The organism is Kitasatospora sp. NPDC051853, assembly GCF_044452665.1.
Classification (GTDB): domain Bacteria; phylum Actinomycetota; class Actinomycetes; order Streptomycetales; family Streptomycetaceae; genus Kitasatospora.
Genome location: NZ_JBITBY010000006.1, coordinates 429,936 through 450,278, shown reverse-complemented (window position 1 = coordinate 450,278; position 20,343 = coordinate 429,936). Strand labels below are relative to the sequence as shown.

Below are 20,343 nucleotides of genomic sequence, written 5' to 3'. Positions count from 1 at the left end.
TCGGGCGGTTCTGATAGAAAGTGAACGGAATTTCCACCGGGGAGCGAGGGGGCCCACCGCCATGACTCTGGACGGCTTCGCGGGCGCGGAGCGGATCGGCGCCACGATCGACGTACTGGCCGACAGCCTGTTGAGCCGGGTGGCCACGCACTATCCGGCGAGCTCGTTGAGCGGTGGGCCGTCCACGCACCCGGCGGCGTCCGCGCTGTTCGGCCTGCGGCTGGCCCGGACCGGCCCGGGGCGGATGACCGTCCGCGGGCTGGGCGCGGTGGTGGAGGCCTCCACGGTGACGGCGTTCGCGGAGGCCGACGCGCCGACCTCGGAGCTGTTCGGCCGGTACGGGGCGAAGGAGCTGCGCGGGCTGCCTGCCGAGGCGGTGACGGCCGCTCAGGTCGGGCTGCCGGTCACGGCCGACGCCGCGGACGCGTTCCTGCGGCCCGAGTTCCCGGCCGCCGTGGCGCGGTTCGCCTCGGACCGCCCGGTGGCGGAGCCGGAGGAGCTGGCCACGGGTGCGGGCGTCGAGGTCCGGTTCGTGGTGCCGCCGGTGTTCCACCCGCTGGTGGTGCGCGGCGGCCGGGCCGACCGGGCCGGTCATCTGGCCGAGGTGGCCGAGGAGGTGTACGCGGGCGGCAGCGCGCTGGACCGCCTGGAGTGGTCGGTGCTGACGGGTCTGCTGGCGCAGCCCGCCGCCGCTGCCGGGGTGGTCTTCGCCGGTCTGGCCGCGCTGGAGGTGGACGGCCGTCCGAGCCGGGCCTCGCTGGTGGTCTCGCTGGTGCCTTCGGGGCGTCAGATCACCGAGCTGTCGGCCGAGTTGGCCGACTCCCGGCCGCAGGCCGAGGTGTGGACGGTGCTGGTCCCGGCCGGTCCGGCGGCCGTCCTGGTGGAGACCCGGATCGCCTCGGTGCCGCAGCTGCTGCTGCCGGTCGGCCAGGCGGCCGACGAGCCGGACGCGCAGGACAACACGGTGGTCTCGGTGGTCGAGGCCTTCCTCCCGCTGCCGGACGGCGTGACGGTGCTGACGGTGCAGGCGAGCACCGCGCACCCGGAGGACTTCGAGCTCTACGCGGGCGCCTTCGCCGAGGTGCTGGCCGGGATCCAGCTCGGCTGGGACGGCACCCGCGCCGCCCTGCCGCCGCAGGCCGCCGCTCCGCAGGCCCAGCCGCAGGCTCCGGCCCAGCCGCAGTACCAGCCCGAGCCGCCCGCGCCCGCCTACCAGCCGGCCTACCAGGGCGACGTGCAGTCGGCCGTCCCGCCGCAGCCGGTGGCCCCGCCGCCCGCCGCTCCCCCGGCACCGCCGGCCCCGCCCGCCCCGCCGGTCGCTCCCGCTGCCCCGCAGCCGGCGGCCACCGCGATCGCCTCCGCCGAGGAGGAGCCCAAGGGCCGCTTCGTGCACGTGCCCCCGGACGACTTCAACCCCTTCGCCCCGCCGAAGCCCAAGGCCGCCGCCCCGGCCGCCACCGAGGAGGACGAGAGCCTCAAGGGCCGCTTCGTCCACGTCCCCCCGGACGACTTCAACCCCTTCGGCGCCCCGCCGCCCAAGGCCACCGCCCCCGCGGCCCCGGCCGCCGCTCCGGTGGCTGCCCCGGCTCCGGCCGCCGTCGACCCGTTCGGCACCGTGACCACCGCCCAGCCGGCCGACCCCTTCGGCACCGTGACGACCGCTCAGCCGGCCGCCCCGGCCGCCCCGGTGGCACCGCCGCGTCCGACCTCGCCGCCCCGGCCGGCGGCCCCGGTCGCCCCGGCCGACGACGAGGGCGCCAAGGGCCGTTTCGTGCACGTGCCCCCGGACGACTTCAACCCCTTCGCCCCGCCGAAGCCCAAGGCCGCCGCCCCGGCCGCCACCGAGGAGGACGAGAGCCTCAAGGGCCGCTTCGTCCACGTCCCCCCGGACGACTTCAACCCCTTCGGCGCCCCGCCGCCCAAGGCCGCCGCCCCCGCGGCCCCGGCCCAGCCCGCACCGCCCGCGAACAACCCCTTCGGCTGACGGTCGGTCAGCCCACGACGCACCGACGGCCGCCGGCCACGAGGCACCCGCCCCGTGGCCGGCGGCCGTTCGGCGTCCCGGCCGGGGACGGCCCCGCCGGACCAGGCGCGACACTGGCAGGTGCACGACCCTGGTCCAGACCTATTGCCAGGTCCGGGGTCCGTCCCTACGCTCGCATGACACAGGATCTCCGTGGCAACCCGACGGCCCGGCGTCCCGGCAGTACCCGCACCTGGAACCGTCACCTCCCCACAGGTAGGGAGCAGACCCGTCCGTGCACCGGGCGGGGGCTCCCTGGACAGGAGCTCAGCCATGCGCAGACGTCGGTTCAGCCTGCCCCTGCTCGCGGCGGGGGCGTTGATCGCCCCGCTGCTGGCGGTGGCGCTGCCCAGCACCGCCCAGGCCGCCGCCCCCACCGCGACCTTCGCCAAGGGCAGCGACTGGGGCTCCGGCTACGAGGGCAGCTACACCGTCAAGAACAACGAGACCACCGCCCTGAACAACTGGGTGCTCGAGTTCGACCTGCCCGCCAACAACACCGTCGCCTCGCTCTGGAACGCGACCTACACCGCCGCCGGCTCGCACGTCACGGTCAAGCCGCCGAGCTGGCAGACCTCGATCGCGCCCGGCGCCTCGTACGGCCTGGGCTTCAACATCGCCTACTCGGGCGCCTACACCCCGCTGCTCAACTGCAAGTTGAACGGCAAGCCGTGCGACGGCACCGGCTCCGACACCGTGGCGCCGAGCGTGCCGGGCAACCTCCAGGCGACGCCCGGCAGCGGGTCGATCACCGTCTCCTGGAGCGCCAGCACCGACAACGTCGGGGTCACCGGCTACGACGTCTTCAACGGCTCCACCAAGCTCGCGACCGTGGCCGGGACCGGTTCCACCATCTCGGGCCTGCCCGCCGGGACGTACAACCTCACCGTGGTGGCCTTCGACGCGGCGGGCAACCGCTCCGCGCCGGTCGGCCCGGTCCAGGTCGTGGTGCCCCCGCCGCAGCCGGACGTGCTGCCGCCGAGCAAGCCCGGCACCCCGTCCGCGATCCCGGACTCCCGTTCGGTGGCCCTGAGTTGGGGCGCCAGCACGGACAACGTCGGGGTGGTCGCGTACGACGTCTACAACGGCGCGGCGCTGGCCGCGACCGTCACCGGCACCAGCGCGGTGGTCAGCGGGCTCACCCCGGAGACCGACTACTCCTTCACCGTGAAGGCGCGCGACGCGGCGGGCAACTCCTCGGTCGCCTCCGACCCGGTGGCCACCCGGACCACCAAGGAGGTGGTCAACCCCAACGCGCTGAAGATCGGCTACTTCACCCAGTGGTCCATCTACGCCCGCGGCTACAGCGTGAAGCAGCTGGACACCTCCGGCACCGCGGCCAAGCTGACCCACCTCAACTACGCCTTCGCCAACATCCACCCCACCAGCAAGACCTGCTTCATCACCAACAAGGCGGCCGGCAACGACTCGGACCCGAACGCCGGTGACGGTGCCGGTGACGCCTGGGCCGACTTCGGCAAGGGCTGGGACGCGGGCAACTCGGTGGCCGGGACCACCGACACCTGGGACCAGAAGCTGGCCGGCAACTTCAACCAGCTGAAGCAGCTCAAGGCCAAGTACCCCAACCTCAAGATGCAGATCTCGCTGGGCGGTTGGTCCTACAGCAAGTGGTTCTCCGACGCCTCGCTCACCGACGCCTCCCGCAAGGCGCTGGTCAGCTCCTGCATCGACATGTACATCAAGGGCAACCTGCCGACCATCGACGGCCGCGGCGGCGCGGGCTCGGCCGCCGGGATCTTCGACGGCATCGACCTCGACTGGGAGTGGCCGAACTCCGAGGGGCACCTCGGCAACATCATCCGCCCGGCCGACAAGGCCAACTACACGCTGCTGGCCCAGGAGTTCCGCCGCCAGCTGGACGCGCTGACCGCCACCACCGGCAAGAAGTACACCCTCAGCGCCTTCCTCCCGGCCGACCCGGCCAAGGTGGACCTCGGCATCGACGTGCCCGGCCTGTTCGGCGCCTTCGACTTCGCCACCATCCAGGGCTACGACTACCACGGCGCCTGGGAGATGCAGACCAACCAGCAGTCCGGCATCAAGCTGGCGGCCGGTGACCCGAACCCGGTGGCCCGGCAGTTCAGCTCCGAGATCGCCATCAACGCCTACCTCACCCGGGGCGCCCCGAAGAGCAAGCTGACCCTCGGCATCCCGTTCTACGGACGCGGCTGGACGGGCGTGCCGCGCGGCACCACCAACGGCCTGTTCCAGAGCGCGACCGGACCGGCCCCGGGCTCGTACGAGAACGGCTTCGAGGACTACAAGAAGCTCAAGACCATGGCCACCAGCGGCGGTTACACCATCTACCGCGACCCGGTGGCCGGCCACTCCTACATCTACAACGGCACCGTCTTCTACACCTACGACGACCCGGCCGAGATCGCCCGCAAGACCGCCTGGATCAAGTCCCAGGGCCTGGCGGGCGCGATGATCTGGTCCTTCGACGGCGACACCACCAACGGTGAACTGATGACCGCGGTGGACAGCGGTCTGAAGTAGCGTCAGCCCTCCGTCAGTCCGCGCGGCGTGCCAGGTGCACCACATCGGGCACGCCGCGCAGCACCGGGACCTCCTCGGTGCGCACGTCCGCGAAGCCGGCCGTCCGCAGCGCCTCCTCGAAGGCCGCAGACGGCTGTGCGCTCCACACCGCCAGGATCCCGCCGGGGTTGAGCCGGCGCCGGGCCGCGGCCAGGCCGGCCGGGCCGTAGAGGCCGGTGTTCTCCTCGGTGACGGTCCAGTCCGGGCCGTTGTCGATGTCGAGGCAGAGCGCGTCGAAGCCCTCGCCCTCGGCGGCCAGGTAGGCGACCAGGTCGCCGTGCAGCACCGCGACCCGGGGGTCGTCCAGCGCGTGCTCGGAGAAGGCGGCCAGCGGGCCGGTGCGGTGCCAGCCGATGATGGCGTCCTCCCGCTCGGCCACCGCGATCCGGCCCCAGCGCGGCTCGGCCGCCGCGTACGCCAGCGAGAAGCCGACGCCCAGCCCGCCGATCAGCACGCTGGGGCTCTCCACCGAGGCCAGCTGGTCCAGCGCCGCCTGGATCAGCAGGCGCTCGGAGCGGCCGTCGGCGGTGTCCATCAGGAAGCAGCCGTTGGCGATGATCTCGTAGTGCGCCCCGCGCCGCCGCAGCGCCACCTCGCCGTACGGGCCCTCACGGCGGTCGATCGTGACGGGGGCGTCGAATCCGTCCCGGTCCGGGAGCACGGTCATCTCGCTGGGCCCTTCGGTCGTTCGTCTGCGGCTGTGCGTCCCCGACTCTAGCCGTTCCCGCGGTACCTTCCGCCGGAGTACCGGCGCAGCGCCTGCCCGGGCGTCTCCTGACGCACCGGCAGACCGGTCACCGGGTCGAGGCCCCGGGCCCGGAGCCCGTCCGCAGTGGGGCCCGGCGCGCCTCCTCGGCGAACGGCCCCGCCCCGGCGACCGCCGCGACCGTCAGCACCTTCGCGGCTCTGCGCCGCAGCCGTCCCGCCCGGTGGAACTCCACCGCCCCCGCCCCCGTCCGCAGCGAGGATGCCCGTCGGGGACCGTCAAGTCGACGGCGGGGGCGAAGCGTTGCCGATTCAGGACGTCAGCAGGACGCCGCCGTAGGCGACCCCGGCGATCAGCACCCAGGAGGCCAGTCCGAGGAGGGCGACCCGGGCGCCGGTGCGGGTGAGCGAGGAGAGCCGGACGGCGCTGCCGAGGGCGAACAGGGCGGTGGCGAGCAGGAGTTCCTGGGCGTGCGCGGCCAGCGAGAGGGCCACCGCCGGGACCAGGCCGGTGCTGTTGACCGCGACCATCGCCAGGAAGCCGACCACGAACAGCGGCAGCACCGGCGGCTTGGCGCCCGCCTTGCCGGCGCGCGGCCCGCGGCGGGCCAGCACGATCCCGACCCCGGCCACCAGCGGGGCCAGCATGGCCACCCGCATCAGCTTGACCAGCACCGCCTCCCGCAGCGCCTCGGCCCCGGCGGTCTGCGCGGTGGCCACCACCTGGCCGACGTCGTGCACCCCGGCGCCGACCCAGCGGCCGAACTCGCCCGCGTCCAGCCCGAGCGGGGTGCGCAGCAGCGGCAGCACCGCGATGGCCAGCGTGCCGCAGAGGGTGACCAGGGCGGCGGAGGTGGCCATGTCCTCCTCCTCGCTGCCGGCCGCCTGGCCGACCGCGCCGATCGCCGAGGCCCCGCAGATCGAGTAGCCGGTGGCGATCAGCAGCGGCTGGTCGCCCGGCAGGCCGAGCCGGCGGCCCAGCCAGACGGTGCCGAAGAAGGTGGCGGCGACCACGGTGAGCACCATCAGCACGCTGGCCCAGCCGAGGCCGAGCACGTCCCGCAGCCCGAGCTTGAGGCCGAGCAGCACGATCCCGGCGCGCATCAGCCGCTTGGAGGCCAGGCCGAGACCGGCCTTGGCGGCGCCGCCGACCAGCGGGCGCAGCGCGGGCAGCTGACCGGCCGTCACCCCGAGCACCACGGCGGCGGTGAGCATCGGCACGGCCGGGACGGCGCGGTGCACGGCCCAGGCGAGGGCCACCCCGGCGGCGGCCAGGGCGAGGCCGGGGCCGTGGCGGCGGACCGGGCCGGGGAGGGTGGGGTGCGCGACGGCGCGCAGCGTGATGGCCATGGTGGTTCAGCCCTCGACCGGCTGCTGGTAGACCCGGCGGACGCTGCTGCCCAGCCGGGCCAGGTCGGCGCCGTAGACGTGCAGGGAGATGGCGGTGCCGGAGCCGGTGTTGGCCACCCGGTGGATGTCACCGGGCGGGGTGAAGCCGCAGACCTCGCCCTGACGGTTCACCACGTCCTCGGTGGCGACCAGCCGTCCGGTGCGGCCGTCGGGGACCAGCAGGTAGCGGCGCTCGCTCTCCTCGCCCTGGTGGACGCCGGTGGCGCACCAGGAGACGTGGTCGTGGATCGAGGTGTGCTGGCCGGGGAGCCAGACCAGGGCGGCTATCGAGAGGCTGCCGTCGGACTCGGCGTGCAGCAGGTGCTGGCGGTAGCGCTCGGGGTCGCCCTCCTGCTGGGCCGGGGTGAGCAGGTCCGGGCTGCCGAGGTGCGGGGCGAGCGCGGCGGCGACCAGCCGGACCGTCAGCTCCGGCGGCAGGGCCCGGCCGACCACGCGGCGCAGCTCGTCGACCAGGCCGTGCATCCGCTCGGTACAGGCGTCCAGGGGCGCGGTGGTGGTTGTCATGCCACCGAGCGTGCGACGCGTGCGCGCACGCGTCCAACGAGGATTCCTTGACGTTCCGCCAGCTCGTGCTTATGGATGACGGGCGCGTGCGCGCGCCGTTCGCCCGCTCAGCGGGCGGCCGTCCGTGGTGATCAGCAGCCGACGCGGGAGGCGGCGGCCCGGACCAGTTCGTCCAGGACCAGTCCGGTGGCGGGCACCCGGAGGTGGTCGCGGAGCACGTAGGCGGAGACCTGGCGGCGCACGTGCGGCTCGGCGAGGCGGCCGGTGACCTTGGCGTGGCACATGAAGGAGAGCACCAGGGCGGGCATCAGGGCGATGCCGACGCCGGCCGCGACCAGGCTCTGCACGGCGAGGTTGTCGTCGGTGGTGAAGACCACGTCGGGGGCGAAGCCCTGGTCGGAGCAGACCTGGAGCAGATTGGCCCGGCAGCGCGGGCAGCCGGCGATCCAGCGCTCCTCGGCGAGGTCGGAGATCCGGACGGCCTGACGGCGCGCCAGCGGGTGGCCGAGCGGGAGCAGCACGGTGAGCTGGTCCTCCATCAGCGGCGTGACCTGCACCTCCGGCGGTACCTCGGCGTCGGCGCCGGGGTAGCTGAAGGCCAGCGTGATGTCGCACTCGCCGCGCAGCAGCCGCTGGATCGACTCGGGCGGTTCGGCCTCCAGCAGCTCGACCCGGATGCCGGGGTGCTCGGCCTGGAGGCGGGCCATCGCGGCCGGGATCAGGGTGGCGTTGGCACTGGGGAAGGCGCAGACCCGGACCCGTCCGGCGCGCAGCCGGGCGAGCGCGCCGAGCTGCTGCTGGGCGGTGCGCAGGCCTTCCAGGATCTCCTCGGCGTGCCGGGCCAGGGTCTCCCCGGCCTCGGTGAGCCGCAGCCCGCGCCCGGCCCGGGTGAACAGCGGCACCCCGACCTCGCGCTCCAGTGCCTTCATCTGCTGGGTGATCGCGGGCTGGGTGTAGCCGAGCTCGCGGGCCGCCGCCGAGTAGGAGCCAGTGACGACCACCTCGTGGAAGGTGCGCAGGTGCCGGGAGTCGAACATCCCCGAATCATAAGCAGATTTTGGGTTTGCCTCCGATAGTCCGTCAGCTGCTTCTGAGTCCCACTGGTGTCACTGCGCCTCAGGAGGCAACCCCATCGCCACGCCGGCCTTCGCCATCGGGGCCCCACCCTTGATCCGGGGGCTGCGCCGCCCGCGCTGCTCGACCCAGCGGGCCAGCCAGGAGAGCAGCAGGCACATGCCGATGTAGACCGGGGCGATCACCAGCACCACCGGGATGAAGGGGAGGTCGTAGTCGAGGTTGGTGGCGATCAGCTTGCCCGCGTGCAGGAACTCCTCGTAGGTGATCAGGAAGCCCAGCGAGGTGTCCTTGAGCGCCACCACCAGCTGGCTGATGATGCTCGGCAGCATGGCCCGGTTGGCCTGCGGCACCAGCACGTACGCCATCACCTGGGTCTTGCGCATGCCGAGCGCGAAGGCCGCCTCGCGCTGCCCCTTGGGCACCGCCAGCACGCCGGCCCGGAAGACCTCGGCCAGCACCGAGCCGTTGTAGAGGGTCAGCCCGGCCACCAGCGCCCAGAGCGGCTGCACCTGCATGGCGACGAAGATGAAGAAGATCATCACCAGCAGCGGCATGGCCCGGAAGAACTCCACCACCACGGTGCAGACCCAGCGCACCGGCCGGTGGTCGGAGAGCCGCCCGGCGGCGAACAGCGCGCCGAAGGGCAGGGCGAAGAGGGCGGTCAGCGCAAAGGCCTTGAGCGTGTTGCCGAGGCCGCGCAGCAGCAGCTCCTGGACGCCCCGGTACTCGAAGGGCATCCACTTCTGGTAGGTGAACTGCTCGGTGTCGAAGAGCTTCCACACCACCCAGCCGAGCACCGCCGCCAGCAGCACGGTGGTCAGCACCCCGTAGAGCCGGTGCCGGGCGGCCGCCTTCGGCCCGGGGACGTCGTACAGTGCGGAGCTCATCGGGACACCGCCAGCCGTCGTTCCATCAGGTTGAAGACCGCGCTGATCGCCAGGGTGATCACCAGGTACCCTGCGGCGATCCAGACGAAGGTCCAGACGATGCTGTAGCCCAGCTCGTTGACGGTCCGGTAGGTGCCGAGCAGCTCCACCACCGAGAACGAACCGGCGATCGCGGTGTTCTTGGCCAGCGCGATCATCACGCTGCCCACCGGCGCCACCACCGAGCGGAACGCCTGCGGCAGCACCACCAGGCCCAGGGTCTGACCGAAGGTCATGCCGAGGCTGCGGGCCGCCTCGCCCTGCCCGGTGGGCACCGTGTTGATGCCCGAGCGCAGCGCCTCGCAGACGAAGGCCGAGGTGTAGCAGCCGAGCGCGATCACCGCGAAGGTGAAGAACGGCAGCGAGATCCCGAACCTCGGCAGCCCCAGCAGCACCGCGAAGAACAGCAGGGTCAGCGGGGTGTTGCGCAGCACCGTCACCCAGGCCGTGCCCAGCGTGCGCAGCGGCTTCACCGGCGAGACCCGGCAGCCCGCCATCAGCACCCCGAGCGCCAACGCCAGCGCCGCGCTGACCGCGGTCAGCTCCAGCGTGCCGAGGAAACCCTCCCAGTACGTGGACCAGTTGTCCGTCAGGACCTTCACCCCGGGCACCTCCCTCTAGTACCGGTCGATCGGCGGGGGCGTCGGCGCGGGCACCCCGGAGAGGCCGAGGGTGGCGTCGTACGCCTTCTTCCAGTCGCCGTTCTGCTCGTGGTTCTGCAGCGCGTCGTTGATCGCGGCCCGCAGCGCGGTGTCGCCGCGCGGCGTGCCGATGCCGTACGGCTCCTTGGAGAACGGCTGCCCGACCAGCTTCAACTCGTCCGGGGCCTTGGCCGCGTAGCCCATCAGGATGGTGTCGTCGGTGGTCACCGCGTCCACCTGGGCGGTGATCAGGTTGTCCACGCAGGCCGAGTAGGTGTCGTAGCCGACCAGGGTGGCCTGCGGGTAGTCCTTCTGGATCCGCTGGTACGGGGTGGACCCGGCGGCGGAGCAGACCTTCTTGCCGGCCAGGTCCTGCGGCCCGTCGATGTCCTGCTCCTGCTGACGCACCAACAGGCCCTGGCCCGCGATGTAGTACGGCCCGGCGAAGCCGACCAGCTTCTTGCGGTTGTCGTTGATGGTGTAGGTGCCGACGTAGTAGTCCACCTGGCCGTTCTGCAGCGCCGTCTCGCGGTTGGCCGAGGCGATGGTGCGGAACTGGATCTGCTCCGGCGCGAAGCCGAGGTCGGCGGCGACCATCTTGGCGATCTCGATGTCGAAGCCCGAGTAGGTGCCGGTGGCCGGGTTCTTCTGCCCCAGGTACGGCTGGTCCTCCTTGGCCCCCACCACCAGCCGGCCGCGGCCGCGCGCGGCGTCCAGGGTGGGCGAGCCCTGCACCGCGTCGGCGCTGTTCACCCGGTACGTCGGCAGCGCGCTGGGCTGCGGGCCCTTGGGCGGCGGGGTGCCGGGCTTGCCGCAGGCGGCGGCGAGGACCAGTACCGCAACGAGCACGATGCGCCTCATCGCTGACCGCCCCTCAGTGCTTCAGGATCTTGGAGAGGAAGTCCTTGGCCCGGTCCGTCCGCGGGCTGGCGAAGAACTCCTCCGGCGCGCGGTCCTCCAGGATCCGCCCGTCCGCCATGAACACCACGCGGTTGGCCGCACTGCGGGCGAAGCCCATCTCGTGCGTCACCACCACCATCGTCATGCCCTCGTCGGCCAGCCCCTTCATCACGTCCAGCACCTCGTTGATCATCTCCGGGTCGAGGGCGGAGGTCGGCTCGTCGAACAGCAGCGCCTTCGGGTCCATCGCCAACGCCCGGGCGATCGCCACCCGCTGCTGCTGCCCGCCGGAGAGCTGGGCCGGGTACTTGTCCGCGTGCGCGGCCAGACCGACCCGCTCCAGCAGCGCCCGGGCCTTCGCCTCGGCCTCCTGCCTCCCGCGCTTCCTGACCTTCACCTGCGCCAGCACCACGTTCTGCAGCACCGTCTTGTGGGCGAACAGGTTGAAGGACTGGAACACCATCCCCACCTCGGCCCGCAGCTTCGCCAGCCCCTTGCCCTCCTCCGGCAGCGGCACCCCGTCGATGGTGATCGTCCCCGACTCGATCTGCTCCAGCCGGTTGACCGCCCGGCAGAGCGTCGACTTCCCCGACCCGGACGGCCCGATCACCACCACGACCTCGCCCCGGCCGACCGTCAGGTCGATCTCCTGGAGCACGTGCAACGCCCCGAAGTGCTTGTTCACCCCCCGGAGTTCGATCAGCGGGGTGAAGGCGGACACCCCGCTCACTTCGAGCGCCGCCCCTTGAGCAGCCAGCCCAGCGCCCCGCCCGCGAGCAGGGTCGCCAGCAGCGCGATCCACAGCGGACAGGACACCGTGAACACCCAGAACTGGATCTTCACCTTGTCCAGGTTGGCCAGCAGGAACCACACCGCCAGCACCACGATCGCCCCGATCGCGATCACCCGCGTGGGGACCCCCGCGATCTCGCTCCGCTTCCCCTGCCCATCACCCGTTGTCTTGGTCACCCGGCGAGCATGCGCCCACCCCGCCCGGCACCCGCCGCACCACTCCGACGATCGCACCGACACCATCCGTACGGCCGAACGCCCTCACAGCAGTGCCACCACCGCCCCCACCAGTACGGCCGCCAAGGTCAGCGTCCCGGCGAACGCCACCCCGCTCCGCACCACCGCCGCCGGCCAGCTCGCCCCGTCCAACCGCGCCAGCTTCCCCGCCCCGGCCGCCACCATCAGGGCGGCCAGCACCACCACGGCGGCGCCGAGCAGGACGGTCGCGGTACGGCTCATCAGGTACTCCTCGCAGAGACGGCAGGGATCCCACCGTCCGGCCCCGCAGCACTGTTGCGCCAGGTGCAACGCGTTGCCGTCCACATCGGCAACGGAGCCGTCCGTTACCGCTTCGCGGCAACAGCCTCCGTCATGTGCCAGTGGGCCCCACAATCGGCAGGAGGACATTTCAGCGAGGACGGTGCAGTGCTCCAGGACGTACCCAGTCAGAACCTTCCGGCCCCCCGCACGCGGAATGCCGCGAGCACCCGGCAGGAGTTCGCCGAGCGCCTGAAGCGGCATTTCCACCAACTCGGCGTCAGCTACCGGGTCTACGGGAAGGAGCACCACATCCCGGCGCCGACCCTCTCCCGCTACCTCAACGGTCAGCGGGACCCCGGCGAGCAGTTCCTCGCCTCCCTGTTCGAGCAGCTGGCCGCCGCGGGGAGACCAGTGGACGCGTCGGACCAGGCGAGGCTCCGCGATCTGCACACCAAGAGCTTCCGACGTGGCGGTCACGCCCAGGTCGCCTCGCTCCAGGCCGAGTTGGAGGACTGCCTGCGGGACCACCAGGAACTGTCGGCCCAACTCGCCGACCTCAAGGACGCTCTCGAGGAGGCCGACACCCGGCTGAAAGCCGTGCGCCGGCAGCGGGACCTGAGCTCGGCCGCCCGGCTACGGGTACAGCGAGAGCGGGACGCGCTTCAGGAGCGGGTGAACAACCTGCAGAACGAGATCCTGGTGCTCCGGGCCTGGGTGATCTCCCTGGTGGCCCGGCTGGAACGGCTGGAGCGGCTCCGGATCGAAGAGGAGATGAAGGAGCGGACCGCCGGAACCAGCAGTGTGAGCGACCTGCTGGCCGGCACCGACCGGACTCCGGTGGACGAGTTGGTCCGCCTGGTCTCCGACAGCGAGGACAGGCACCGCCCGGTCGCCACCGAGCTCGTCCGAGCTGCCTGCCGGAGCCGGCCGGCCCCCGAGGTGGCCACCTTGCTGCTGGCACTGCACCAGGCCGAGGGGGCGGCCCAGGTGATCTCGGCGTTACCGGGAACGGTACGCGAGCGCAGTCTCACCGAGGCCGTGAACCTGCTCTGCAGTCTGGTCGACCGGCAACTGTACGGGTACGTCGGTCCGGCCCTGCAAGCGTTCGCGTCGACCCACTCCGACTCGTTGCTCCTCACCCTCCTCGTCCACCTGCACGACCGGTCCCCCGGCCTCCAGGCGGTGACGACGATCACCGGCGCGTCGATGCGGTTCCTCCGGGGCGCCGATGTCGTGGTCCTGCTCGTCGACTTGAACAGCCGGCCCGAACTCCGCTCCGCCCTCGAGCTCTGTCTCGGCAACCTGGCCAGGTGGCGCAGCGACCTCGACCTGCTCCAGGTCACCGAGCTGCTCGCGAGGTACAAGCGCCTCGACCTCGCCAACCGGCTGACGGACCGTGTGCTCGAGGAACTCCCCGCCCCGGCTGCGGCGGACTTCCTGGCCAGTCTCACCGGGAGGTGCCTCGGCCCGGTCCTCCAGGTCCATCTCGACCGGCTGTTGCGCACCGGCCCACCGAGACGTGCCGCCGCGGTGCTCTGTGCCCTTCCCACCGAGATCGGGCTGGACCGGCTGGCGGAGGCCGGCTACCACCCGCTCGTCACCAGACGGATCGTCGACGTGGTCGAGTTCGTGGCTGCCCTGGACCTGTTCGCAAACCCGTCGCACGGCACCCGGCTGGTCCTGGAGTACCTGCGGAGCCGTCCTGAGGCGGAGGCCCGTGAGCTGGCACTCCGCATCGATGCCGAAGTCATGCGGATGCTGGCCCGAACGGCCAAGACCCTGGAGTCGTCCGAGCTCCGTGCCCTGACGGACCTCTTGGACCGCCTCGGCTTCCGGGAGATCGGCGTCAGGCTGCTGCACCGGGCGGCCAAGGAGTGCCCGCCACCCACAGTGCTGGCACTCCTGCGGAGCTCGTCCCAACGGTCGGCGGAGTATCTGTCGGCCGTCCTGGACGGCGTGGTGGCACGGGGAGCCGAGTTCACCGCCGAGATGATCGCAGCGCCGGAACTGCGCCGGCGACCGGAGACCCTCACCCTGCTGGTCGGCACCGCCGAGCGGAGCTTCCCGCCGGAGGAACTCCGTGAGGCCCAGGCACGCAGCCTCCGGGCCGGGCTCGGGCGGCCGGGCTCACCGGTCACCACCGGACACGCTCCGCTCCCGCTCACCCCGCTGCCCGTCGCGGCCGAACCGCCCGCCTCCGTTCCGGAACTGCTCGGACAACTCACCGCGCTGCGCGAGGAAGTGGCCGTCCTGAAGGGCCGGCTCGCACAGGAGACCGCCCGTCGCACCGAGGCCGAAGCACGGCTCGGCCGGGCCCGTCCGTCGATGGCCCCGCTCGGCGGGTGAGCCGGGCGGGGCCGCTGACCAGGCGTCAGTTCTCGTCGCGCCAGGAGCGCCAGAGGGCGGCGTAGGGACCGTCGGCGGTGACGAGGGCGGTGTGGGGGCCGTACTCGCTGATCCGGCCGCGTTCGACGACGGCGATGACGTCGGCGTCGTGGGCGGTGTGGAGGCGGTGGGCGATGGCGATGACGGTGCGGCCGGCCAGGACGCGGGAGAGGGAGCGTTCGAGGTGGCGGGCGGCGCGCGGGTCGAGGAGGGAGGTGGCCTCGTCGAGGACCAGGGTGTGGGGGTCGGCGAGGACCAGGCGGGCGAGGGCGAGCTGCTGGGCCTGAGGGGGTGTCAGGGCGAGGCCGCCGGAGCCGACCTCGGTGTCGAGGCCTTCGGGGAGGGCGTCGGCCCACTCGTCGGCGTCGACCGCCGCGAGGGCGGTGCGCAGCTCGGTGTCGGCCGCCTCCGGCCGGGCGAGGCGCAGGTTGTCCCGGAGGGTGCCGACGAAGACGTGGTGCTCCTGGTTGACCAGGGCCACTTCGGCGCGGACCCGCTCCGCCGGCATCCGGGAGAGCGCGGCTCCGCCCAGGGTGACGCTGCCGCGGCCCGGGGCGTAGATCCCGGCGAGCAGCCGGCCGAGGGTGGACTTGCCGGCTCCGGAGGGGCCGACCAGGGCGACCCGGCTGCCGGGGGCGACGTCCAGGCTGATGCCGTGCAGCACGTCGGCGCCCTCGCGGTAGCCGAACCGCACGTCGGCGGCGGCCACCTGACGGCCCGCCGGGCGGACCGAGGCGTCGGTCTCCGGGTCGGCCACCTCGCGGACGCCGACCAGCCGGGCCAGCGAGGCCTGGCCGACCTGGAGCTCGTCGTACCAGCGCAGGATGAGGTCCACGGGGTGGGTGAGGGCCTGGGCGTAGAGCACCCCGGCGGTCAGCTGGCCGACCGTCAGCCATCCGCGCAGGGCGAACCAGCCGCCGAGCACCAGGGTGCCGATGATGACGATCGCGTAGGAGGCGGAGACGGTCGGGAACCAGACCGAGCGCAGCCAGAGGGTGTAGCGCTCCCAGGCCTGCCACTCGTGGATCTTGCGGTCCGTCAGCTCCACCCGCCCGCCGCCGAGCCGCAGCGACTCGACGGTGCGCCCGGCGTCCACCGTCTCGGCGAGCACGGTGTTGACCGCCGCGTACCCGGCGGACTCGGAGCGGTAGGACTGCGGGGCGCGCCGGAAGTACCAGCGGGAGGTGGAGAGCAGCAGCGGCAGCGCGAGGGCCACCGAGACCGCCAGCAGCGGGGAGGTGAGCACCAGGGCGCCGAGCACCAGCACCACCGAGACCACGGCGACGGCCAGTTCGGGCACCGCCTCGCGGACGGACTTGGCCAGCCGGTCCACGTCGGTGGTGCCGCGGGAGACCAGGTCGCCCGTCCCGGCCCGCTCCAGCACGCCCGGCGGCAGGGCCACCGAGCGGACCAGGAAGTCCTCGCGCAGGTCGGCCAGCACCTCCTCGCCGAGCATCCCGCCGCGCAGTCGGGACCAGCCGATGAAGGCGGCCTGCACCACCAGTGCGGCCAGGTACCAGCCGACGGCGGAGAGCACCTTGCCCCCGGCGGTGCCCGCGCTCAGGTCCTCGACCAGCGAGCCGAGCACCCAGGGCCCGACCAGACCGGCCAGGGTGGCCACGGTGTGCAGGCCCACCACCGCGCCGAAGCCGCCCCGGTGACGGCGTGCCAGGTGGCGGACGTAGGAGCGGACGGTGGCGGGGGTGGCCACGGGCAGGACGGTGGCCGGGCCCTGCTCCTGGACCAGGGGCGGCTTCATACGGTCTCCTCGACGGCAACGGTGGCAACGGTGGTGGAGGCGGCGGCCTCGTCGTCCTCGCGGGTGACCACGGCCCGGTAGGCCGGGGTGGTGTGCAGCAGTTCGCGGTGGCGGCCGGTGGCGGCCACCCGGCCGCCGTCGACCAGCACCACGGTGTCGGCCTGGTCGAGCAGCAGCGGGCTGGTGGCCAGCACCACGGTGGTGCGGCCCTCCCGGACGGTGCGCAGGCCGGCCGCGATCCGGGTCTCGGTGTGGGCGTCGACGGCGCTGGTGGGCTCGTCCAGGACGAGCACCGGCGGGTCGACCACCAGGGCGCGGGCCAGTGCCAGGCGCTGGCGCTGGCCGCCGGAGAGCGAGCGGCCGCGCTCGGTGATCGCGGCCTTCATGGCGTCCCCGCCGGCCTCGGGCGAGCCGTCGACCAGGGCGTCCAGGACGTCCTCGGCCTGGGCGGCGCGCACCGCCTGGTCCGCACCGACCCGTCCGGAGGCGGGGACGGCGAGCAGCTCGGCCAGCGTGCCGGAGAGCAGCACCGGCTCCTTGTCGTGCACCAGCACGGCGGCCCGGGCCGCGGCCAGCGGCGCGGCGTCCAGCTCGACGCCGCCGAGCCGGACGGAGGGCGGTGCGGTCTCGTCCTCGGCCAGCGGCACGTGGCCGCCGAGCCGGGCGGCCAGCGAACCGGCCGTCTCCGGGTCGCCGCAGACCACGGCGGTGAGCCGGCCGGCCCGGGCGGTGAGTCCGGTGACCGGGTCGTGCAGGTCGGCCAGGCCGGGGTCGGCGGGCAGTTCGGCGGTGAGCGCCGCGTCCGAGGAGGTGCGGCGCAGCGCGAGCACCCGGGTGGCCCGGCCGGCCGAGACCCGGGCCACGCTCCAGGCGTGGGCGGCCTCGCCGAGGATGCGCAGCGGGGCGGCCAGGAAGGCGGTGGCGCCGTAGACGGCGACCAGTTCGCCGACGGTGATCCGGCCCTGGGCGGCCAGCTCGACCCCGTACCAGGTGACCCCGACCACGAACAGGCCGGGCAGCAGCACCTGCTGGGCCTGCATCAGGGACCAGACCCTGGCCGCCCGGACGGCGGCACCGCGGACCCGCTGGGAGGCCTCCCGGTAGCGGGAGAGGAAGAGCTCCTCGCCGCCGATGCCGCGCAGCACCCGCAGGCCCGCGACGGTGTCGGCGGCCAGCTCGGTGGCCCTGCCGCCGAGGCGGCGCTGCTCGTCGTAGCGGCGCTCGAAGGGGCCGAGCAGCGGCAGCACCGAGAGCGCGAGGACCGGGACGCCGAGCAGCACGACGGTGCCGAGCAGCGGCTGCTGCACCAGCACCACCAGGCTGACGGCCAGCCAGACCAGCACGGCGGCCCGGACCCTGGCGACCAGTTCGACGTACCAGCCGATCTTCTCCACGTCGCCGCTGCTGACCGCGACGATCTCGCCGGTGGCGATCCGGCGGGACAGCCCGGCGCCCAGCGCGCTGGCCTGACGGGCCACCAGTTGGCGGACCTGGGCGGCGGCGGTGATCCAGTTCCACACCGCCTGGCGGTGCAGCAGGACGCTGCCGACGGCCTGGAGCGTGGTGAGCAGCACGGCGAGCGCCCCCGCCCACCACAGTGCGCCGGTGTCGCCGTCGACCACGGCCTGGATGCCGAGGCCGAGCGCGGCCGGAAGGGCGGCCATCGCGGCCATCTCGACGGTGCCCCAGAGGGTGGCCAGCCAGCTGCCCCGGCGCTGGCTGCGTTGGAGCCAGCGCAGGAACGCCAGCGGGGAGTGCAGGTCCGGGCGGCCCGGATCTGCCATCGGGAGGGTGGTGAGCGGCATGACGCTCCGATGCGGTGGTGCGGGCGGGGGAGGATGGCCGGGCCCGGGTCACCGGGGGCGGCAGGGGGGAGGCGGGCCTCCGGCAGGGGGAGGTGATGCTCCGTCACGACGTCATGGCCATCGAGCGTGCCGGGGTGCGGGCGCGGGCCGCAACCGTTTTTCGGCCCGGGCGGACCGGTCCGGCCACGTCAGGAGGGGTACCGGGGTGGTACGGGCGGGTCCGGTGTGGTCCGTGCGCAGGAATTTTCGGACGAATTCGGCCGAGACGGGAACAAGTGGCCTGGACCACCAGTTGGGAGCATGACGGAAACCACCGGACGACCTGGAGGGCACCCCTTCCCGTGAGCACCATCCCGAGCATCACCCTCAACGACGGCCGCTCGATCCCGCAGCTGGGCTTCGGCGTCTGGCAGGTGGAGGACGACCAGGCCACCACCGCCGTCGCCACCGCGATCGAGGCGGGCTACCGCTCGATCGACACCGCAGCGGTCTACGAGAACGAGGAGGGCACCGGCCGGGCCGTCGCCGCCTCGGGCGTGCCGCGCGAGGAGCTGTACGTCACCACCAAGCTGTGGAACTCGGGCAAGGTCGACTGGTCCGGCGAGCAGGGCCGGTCCCGGGTGGAGCGCGCCTTCGAGGAGTCCCTCACCAAGCTCGGCCTGGACCACGTGGACCTCTACCTGATCCACTGGCCCCGCCCGATGCACGGGGACAGCTTCCTCAACATCTGGACGGTCTTCGAGAAGCTGGCCGCCGACGGCCGTGCCCTCTCGGTCGGCGTCTCCAACTTCGGCCCCGAGCAGCTGGACAAGCTGCGCGAGCGCAGCGCGCTGGTGCCGGTGCTCAACCAGGTCGAGCTGCACCCGCACTTCCCGCAGCACGAGCTGCGCGCCTACCACGCCGAGCACGGCATCGCCACGGAGGCCTGGAGCCCGCTGGGCCAGGGCAAGGACCTGCTCTCCGAGCCGGCCCTGGTGAAGGTGGCCGAGAAGCACGGCCGCACCGTCGCCCAGGTGGTGCTCCGCTGGCACCTGCAGAGCGGGATCATCGCGATCCCGAAGTCGGTCACCCCCGCGCGCATCCGGGAGAACCTCGACGTGGCCGGCTTCGAGCTGGACGCCGAGGACCTGGCCGCGATCGCCGGCGTGGAGACCGGCAAGCGCCTCGGCCCGGACCCGCAGCATTTCGACTGGAACTGACCGGCCGTCGCGGCCGGCCCCAAGCCGACCGGCCACCACCCTCTACGGAAAGGGTGGTGGCCGGTCGGTCGGGCGCTCCGGGAAGACCGGGCAAAATCGTTCCTGCCAGGTCCGTGGAGCCTGATGAATCGTTACAGCCGGGCCGCCTTGGCGAGCAGCGCCATCGCGGGCGCGTGCTCGTGCGGCTCCAGCGGGGCGAGCAGCAGCTCCTGCACCGCGCGGACCCCCGCCGAGGAGCGGTGGAGCAGCTCCTGGCCGGCCGGGGAGAGCGAGAGCAGGTTGCGGCGCCCGTCCAGCGGGTCCCGGCGGCGGAGCACCAGGCCGCGCCGGACCAGCCGGCTGACCATCTCGGCCATGGTCGCCTTGTCCAACGAGGCCAGCTCGCCGACGGTGCGCTGGTCGGCGCCCGGCTCGGTCTCCAGCGCGTCCAGCACCGCGTACTGGGGCGCCGTCAGGTCGGAGCCGACCTGGTCGGACCAGAGCTTGGTGTGCACCTGCTGCGCCACCCGGATGAGGTAGCCGACGGCGCGCTGCGCGTCCAGCAGGGGCCTGGCGTCGGTCATTGCCGCCACGGCGGCGGGCTCCAGGCGGGCGATCCGGGCCATCACCCGGACCAGTTCGAGCTGCTCCTCAGGGGTGAGCGGCTCGAACAGGGTCCGCTGGACGCGGACCACGCCCCCGGTGGCCTCCCGGACCACCTGGGCGCCGTTCTGCGAGAGCGCCAGCAGCTTGCGCCGGCCGTCCGCAGGATCGCGGCGGCGCAGGACCAGGCCGCGCCGGACCAGCCGGGCGACCATCTCGGCCATCGTGGCCTTGTCGAGCGAGGCACGCTCGCCGACGGTGCGCTGGTCCGCTCCCGGTTCGAGCGCCAGCACGAGCAGTACGGCGAACTGAGGCGCCGTCAACTCGTTGCCGACATGCTCGGACCAGAGGCGGGTGTGCACCTGCTGGGCCACGCGGATGAGGTGACCGGGCGACTGCTGCAGTCGGCCGGGCACGCGGGTTGTCGGGATCTCCCCCAGCACCATGAAATCCGTCCCGATGTCACACCCGGTGTGTGTGGGACACCCGGGCGGGCAGTAACGGCGAGTGAGCGACCCGCTGTGAGGGTGAGCGCGCCAGCCGTGCAGCCGGTGGCTGCTGGCGCACACTATACAAACGGTCGGCCAGAACTGGCA

17 protein-coding genes are annotated in these 20,343 nt (G+C 73.1%); 4 read left to right on the top strand and 13 right to left on the bottom strand.

From position 1 onward, the window contains the following. Positions 1–61: 61 nt before the first annotated feature. Together ACIA8O_RS20165 and ACIA8O_RS20160 are read left to right on the top strand one after the other, a co-directional pair. Positions 62–1,984: a hypothetical protein gene (locus tag ACIA8O_RS20165; RefSeq protein WP_396295259.1), complete on the top strand. Its 1,923-nt coding sequence runs from the start codon at positions 62–64 to the stop codon at positions 1,982–1,984. 312 nt (positions 1,985–2,296) lie between these two features. Next, positions 2,297–4,543 carry a glycosyl hydrolase family 18 protein gene (locus ACIA8O_RS20160; RefSeq protein WP_396295258.1) on the top strand — a complete coding sequence of 749 codons (2,247 nt, stop codon included), beginning with the start codon at positions 2,297–2,299 and terminating at the stop codon, positions 4,541–4,543. Positions 4,544–4,556: 13 nt separating this feature from the next. Here ACIA8O_RS20160 and ACIA8O_RS20155 read toward each other — a convergent pair whose 3' ends face one another. The 10 genes from ACIA8O_RS20155 to ACIA8O_RS20110 all read right to left on the bottom strand — a co-directional run bounded on the left by ACIA8O_RS20155 (position 4,557) and on the right by ACIA8O_RS20110 (position 11,996). Further along, positions 4,557–5,249 carry a spermidine synthase gene (locus ACIA8O_RS20155; RefSeq protein WP_396295257.1) on the bottom strand — a complete coding sequence of 231 codons (693 nt, stop codon included), beginning with the start codon at positions 5,247–5,249 and terminating at the stop codon, positions 4,557–4,559. Between the two features lie 350 nt (positions 5,250–5,599). Beyond that, positions 5,600–6,637 carry a YeiH family protein gene (locus ACIA8O_RS20150; RefSeq protein ID WP_396295256.1) on the bottom strand — a complete coding sequence of 346 codons (1,038 nt, stop codon included), beginning with the start codon at positions 6,635–6,637 and terminating at the stop codon, positions 5,600–5,602. A 6-nt stretch (positions 6,638–6,643) separates the two neighbouring features. Next, positions 6,644–7,201, bottom strand: a complete 558-nt coding sequence (locus ACIA8O_RS20145; RefSeq protein WP_396295255.1) for a cysteine dioxygenase — start codon at positions 7,199–7,201, stop codon at positions 6,644–6,646. Between the two features lie 131 nt (positions 7,202–7,332). Then, positions 7,333–8,238 carry a LysR family transcriptional regulator gene (locus ACIA8O_RS20140; protein WP_396295254.1) on the bottom strand — a complete coding sequence of 302 codons (906 nt, stop codon included), beginning with the start codon at positions 8,236–8,238 and terminating at the stop codon, positions 7,333–7,335. A gap of 69 nt (positions 8,239–8,307) precedes the next feature. Then, positions 8,308–9,165 (bottom strand): amino acid ABC transporter permease, encoded by an 858-nt coding sequence (locus tag ACIA8O_RS20135; protein WP_396295253.1) that lies wholly within the window; start codon positions 9,163–9,165, stop codon positions 8,308–8,310. Continuing rightward, positions 9,162–9,806, bottom strand: a complete 645-nt coding sequence (locus tag ACIA8O_RS20130; protein WP_396295252.1) for an amino acid ABC transporter permease — start codon at positions 9,804–9,806, stop codon at positions 9,162–9,164. The genes ACIA8O_RS20135 and ACIA8O_RS20130 overlap by 4 nt, the downstream gene beginning before the upstream one ends. Positions 9,807–9,821: 15 nt before the next feature. Next, positions 9,822–10,706 (bottom strand): glutamate ABC transporter substrate-binding protein, encoded by an 885-nt coding sequence (locus ACIA8O_RS20125; protein ID WP_396295251.1) that lies wholly within the window; start codon positions 10,704–10,706, stop codon positions 9,822–9,824. 13 nt (positions 10,707–10,719) lie between these two features. Beyond that, the gene (locus tag ACIA8O_RS20120; protein ID WP_396295345.1) at positions 10,720–11,448 is read right to left on the bottom strand and encodes an amino acid ABC transporter ATP-binding protein; all 729 of its coding nucleotides are present in this window, start codon (positions 11,446–11,448) and stop codon (positions 10,720–10,722) included. Positions 11,449–11,471: 23 nt separating this feature from the next. Beyond that, the gene (locus ACIA8O_RS20115) at positions 11,472–11,714 is read right to left on the bottom strand and encodes a LapA family protein (protein WP_396295250.1); all 243 of its coding nucleotides are present in this window, start codon (positions 11,712–11,714) and stop codon (positions 11,472–11,474) included. A gap of 84 nt (positions 11,715–11,798) precedes the next feature. Further along, entirely contained in the window at positions 11,799–11,996 is a 198-nt protein-coding gene (locus tag ACIA8O_RS20110) for a hypothetical protein (RefSeq protein ID WP_396295249.1), read from the bottom strand. 186 nt (positions 11,997–12,182) lie between these two features. On the opposite strand from ACIA8O_RS20110, the gene ACIA8O_RS20105 reads away from it, so the two are divergent. Beyond that, positions 12,183–14,363 carry a hypothetical protein gene (locus tag ACIA8O_RS20105; protein WP_396295248.1) on the top strand — a complete coding sequence of 727 codons (2,181 nt, stop codon included), beginning with the start codon at positions 12,183–12,185 and terminating at the stop codon, positions 14,361–14,363. 25 nt (positions 14,364–14,388) lie between these two features. Here ACIA8O_RS20105 and ACIA8O_RS20100 read toward each other — a convergent pair whose 3' ends face one another. Continuing rightward, a complete protein-coding gene (locus ACIA8O_RS20100) occupies positions 14,389–16,161 on the bottom strand; it encodes an ABC transporter ATP-binding protein (protein ID WP_396295247.1) in 1,773 nt (590 codons plus the stop codon). Beyond that, entirely contained in the window at positions 16,158–17,966 is a 1,809-nt protein-coding gene (locus ACIA8O_RS20095) for an ABC transporter transmembrane domain-containing protein (RefSeq protein ID WP_396295246.1), read from the bottom strand. Before ACIA8O_RS20095 ends, ACIA8O_RS20100 begins: the two co-directional genes overlap by 4 nt. 341 nt (positions 17,967–18,307) lie before the next feature. Here ACIA8O_RS20095 and ACIA8O_RS20090 point away from each other — a divergent pair, with 341 nt between their 5' ends. Then, positions 18,308–19,165: an aldo/keto reductase gene (locus tag ACIA8O_RS20090; RefSeq protein ID WP_396295245.1), complete on the top strand. Its 858-nt coding sequence runs from the start codon at positions 18,308–18,310 to the stop codon at positions 19,163–19,165. A gap of 131 nt (positions 19,166–19,296) precedes the next feature. Here ACIA8O_RS20090 and ACIA8O_RS20085 read toward each other — a convergent pair whose 3' ends face one another. Beyond that, on the bottom strand, positions 19,297–20,121 hold the full coding sequence (locus ACIA8O_RS20085) for a MarR family winged helix-turn-helix transcriptional regulator (RefSeq protein WP_396295244.1): 825 nt from the start codon (positions 20,119–20,121) through the stop codon (positions 19,297–19,299). Positions 20,122–20,343: the final 222 nt, after the last annotated feature.

What these genes read in the sequence shown, in the direction of transcription:
- ACIA8O_RS20150 (WP_396295256.1), bottom strand. Translation starts at nt 6,637, where the DNA reads ATGGCCATCACGCTGCGCGCCGTCGCGCACCCCACCCTCCCCGGCCCG.
- ACIA8O_RS20160 (WP_396295258.1), top strand. Translation starts at nt 2,297, where the DNA reads ATGCGCAGACGTCGGTTCAGCCTGCCCCTGCTCGCGGCGGGGGCGTTG.
- ACIA8O_RS20140 (WP_396295254.1), bottom strand. Translation starts at nt 8,238, where the DNA reads ATGTTCGACTCCCGGCACCTGCGCACCTTCCACGAGGTGGTCGTCACT.
- ACIA8O_RS20100 (WP_396295247.1), bottom strand. Translation starts at nt 16,161, where the DNA reads ATGAAGCCGCCCCTGGTCCAGGAGCAGGGCCCGGCCACCGTCCTGCCC.
- ACIA8O_RS20155 (WP_396295257.1), bottom strand. Translation starts at nt 5,249, where the DNA reads ATGACCGTGCTCCCGGACCGGGACGGATTCGACGCCCCCGTCACGATC.
- ACIA8O_RS20165 (WP_396295259.1), top strand. Translation starts at nt 62, where the DNA reads ATGACTCTGGACGGCTTCGCGGGCGCGGAGCGGATCGGCGCCACGATC.
- ACIA8O_RS20145 (WP_396295255.1), bottom strand. Translation starts at nt 7,201, where the DNA reads ATGACAACCACCACCGCGCCCCTGGACGCCTGTACCGAGCGGATGCAC.
- ACIA8O_RS20110 (WP_396295249.1), bottom strand. Translation starts at nt 11,996, where the DNA reads ATGAGCCGTACCGCGACCGTCCTGCTCGGCGCCGCCGTGGTGGTGCTG.
- ACIA8O_RS20095 (WP_396295246.1), bottom strand. Translation starts at nt 17,966, where the DNA reads ATGCCGCTCACCACCCTCCCGATGGCAGATCCGGGCCGCCCGGACCTG.
- ACIA8O_RS20135 (WP_396295253.1), bottom strand. Translation starts at nt 9,165, where the DNA reads ATGAGCTCCGCACTGTACGACGTCCCCGGGCCGAAGGCGGCCGCCCGG.
- ACIA8O_RS20125 (WP_396295251.1), bottom strand. Translation starts at nt 10,706, where the DNA reads ATGAGGCGCATCGTGCTCGTTGCGGTACTGGTCCTCGCCGCCGCCTGC.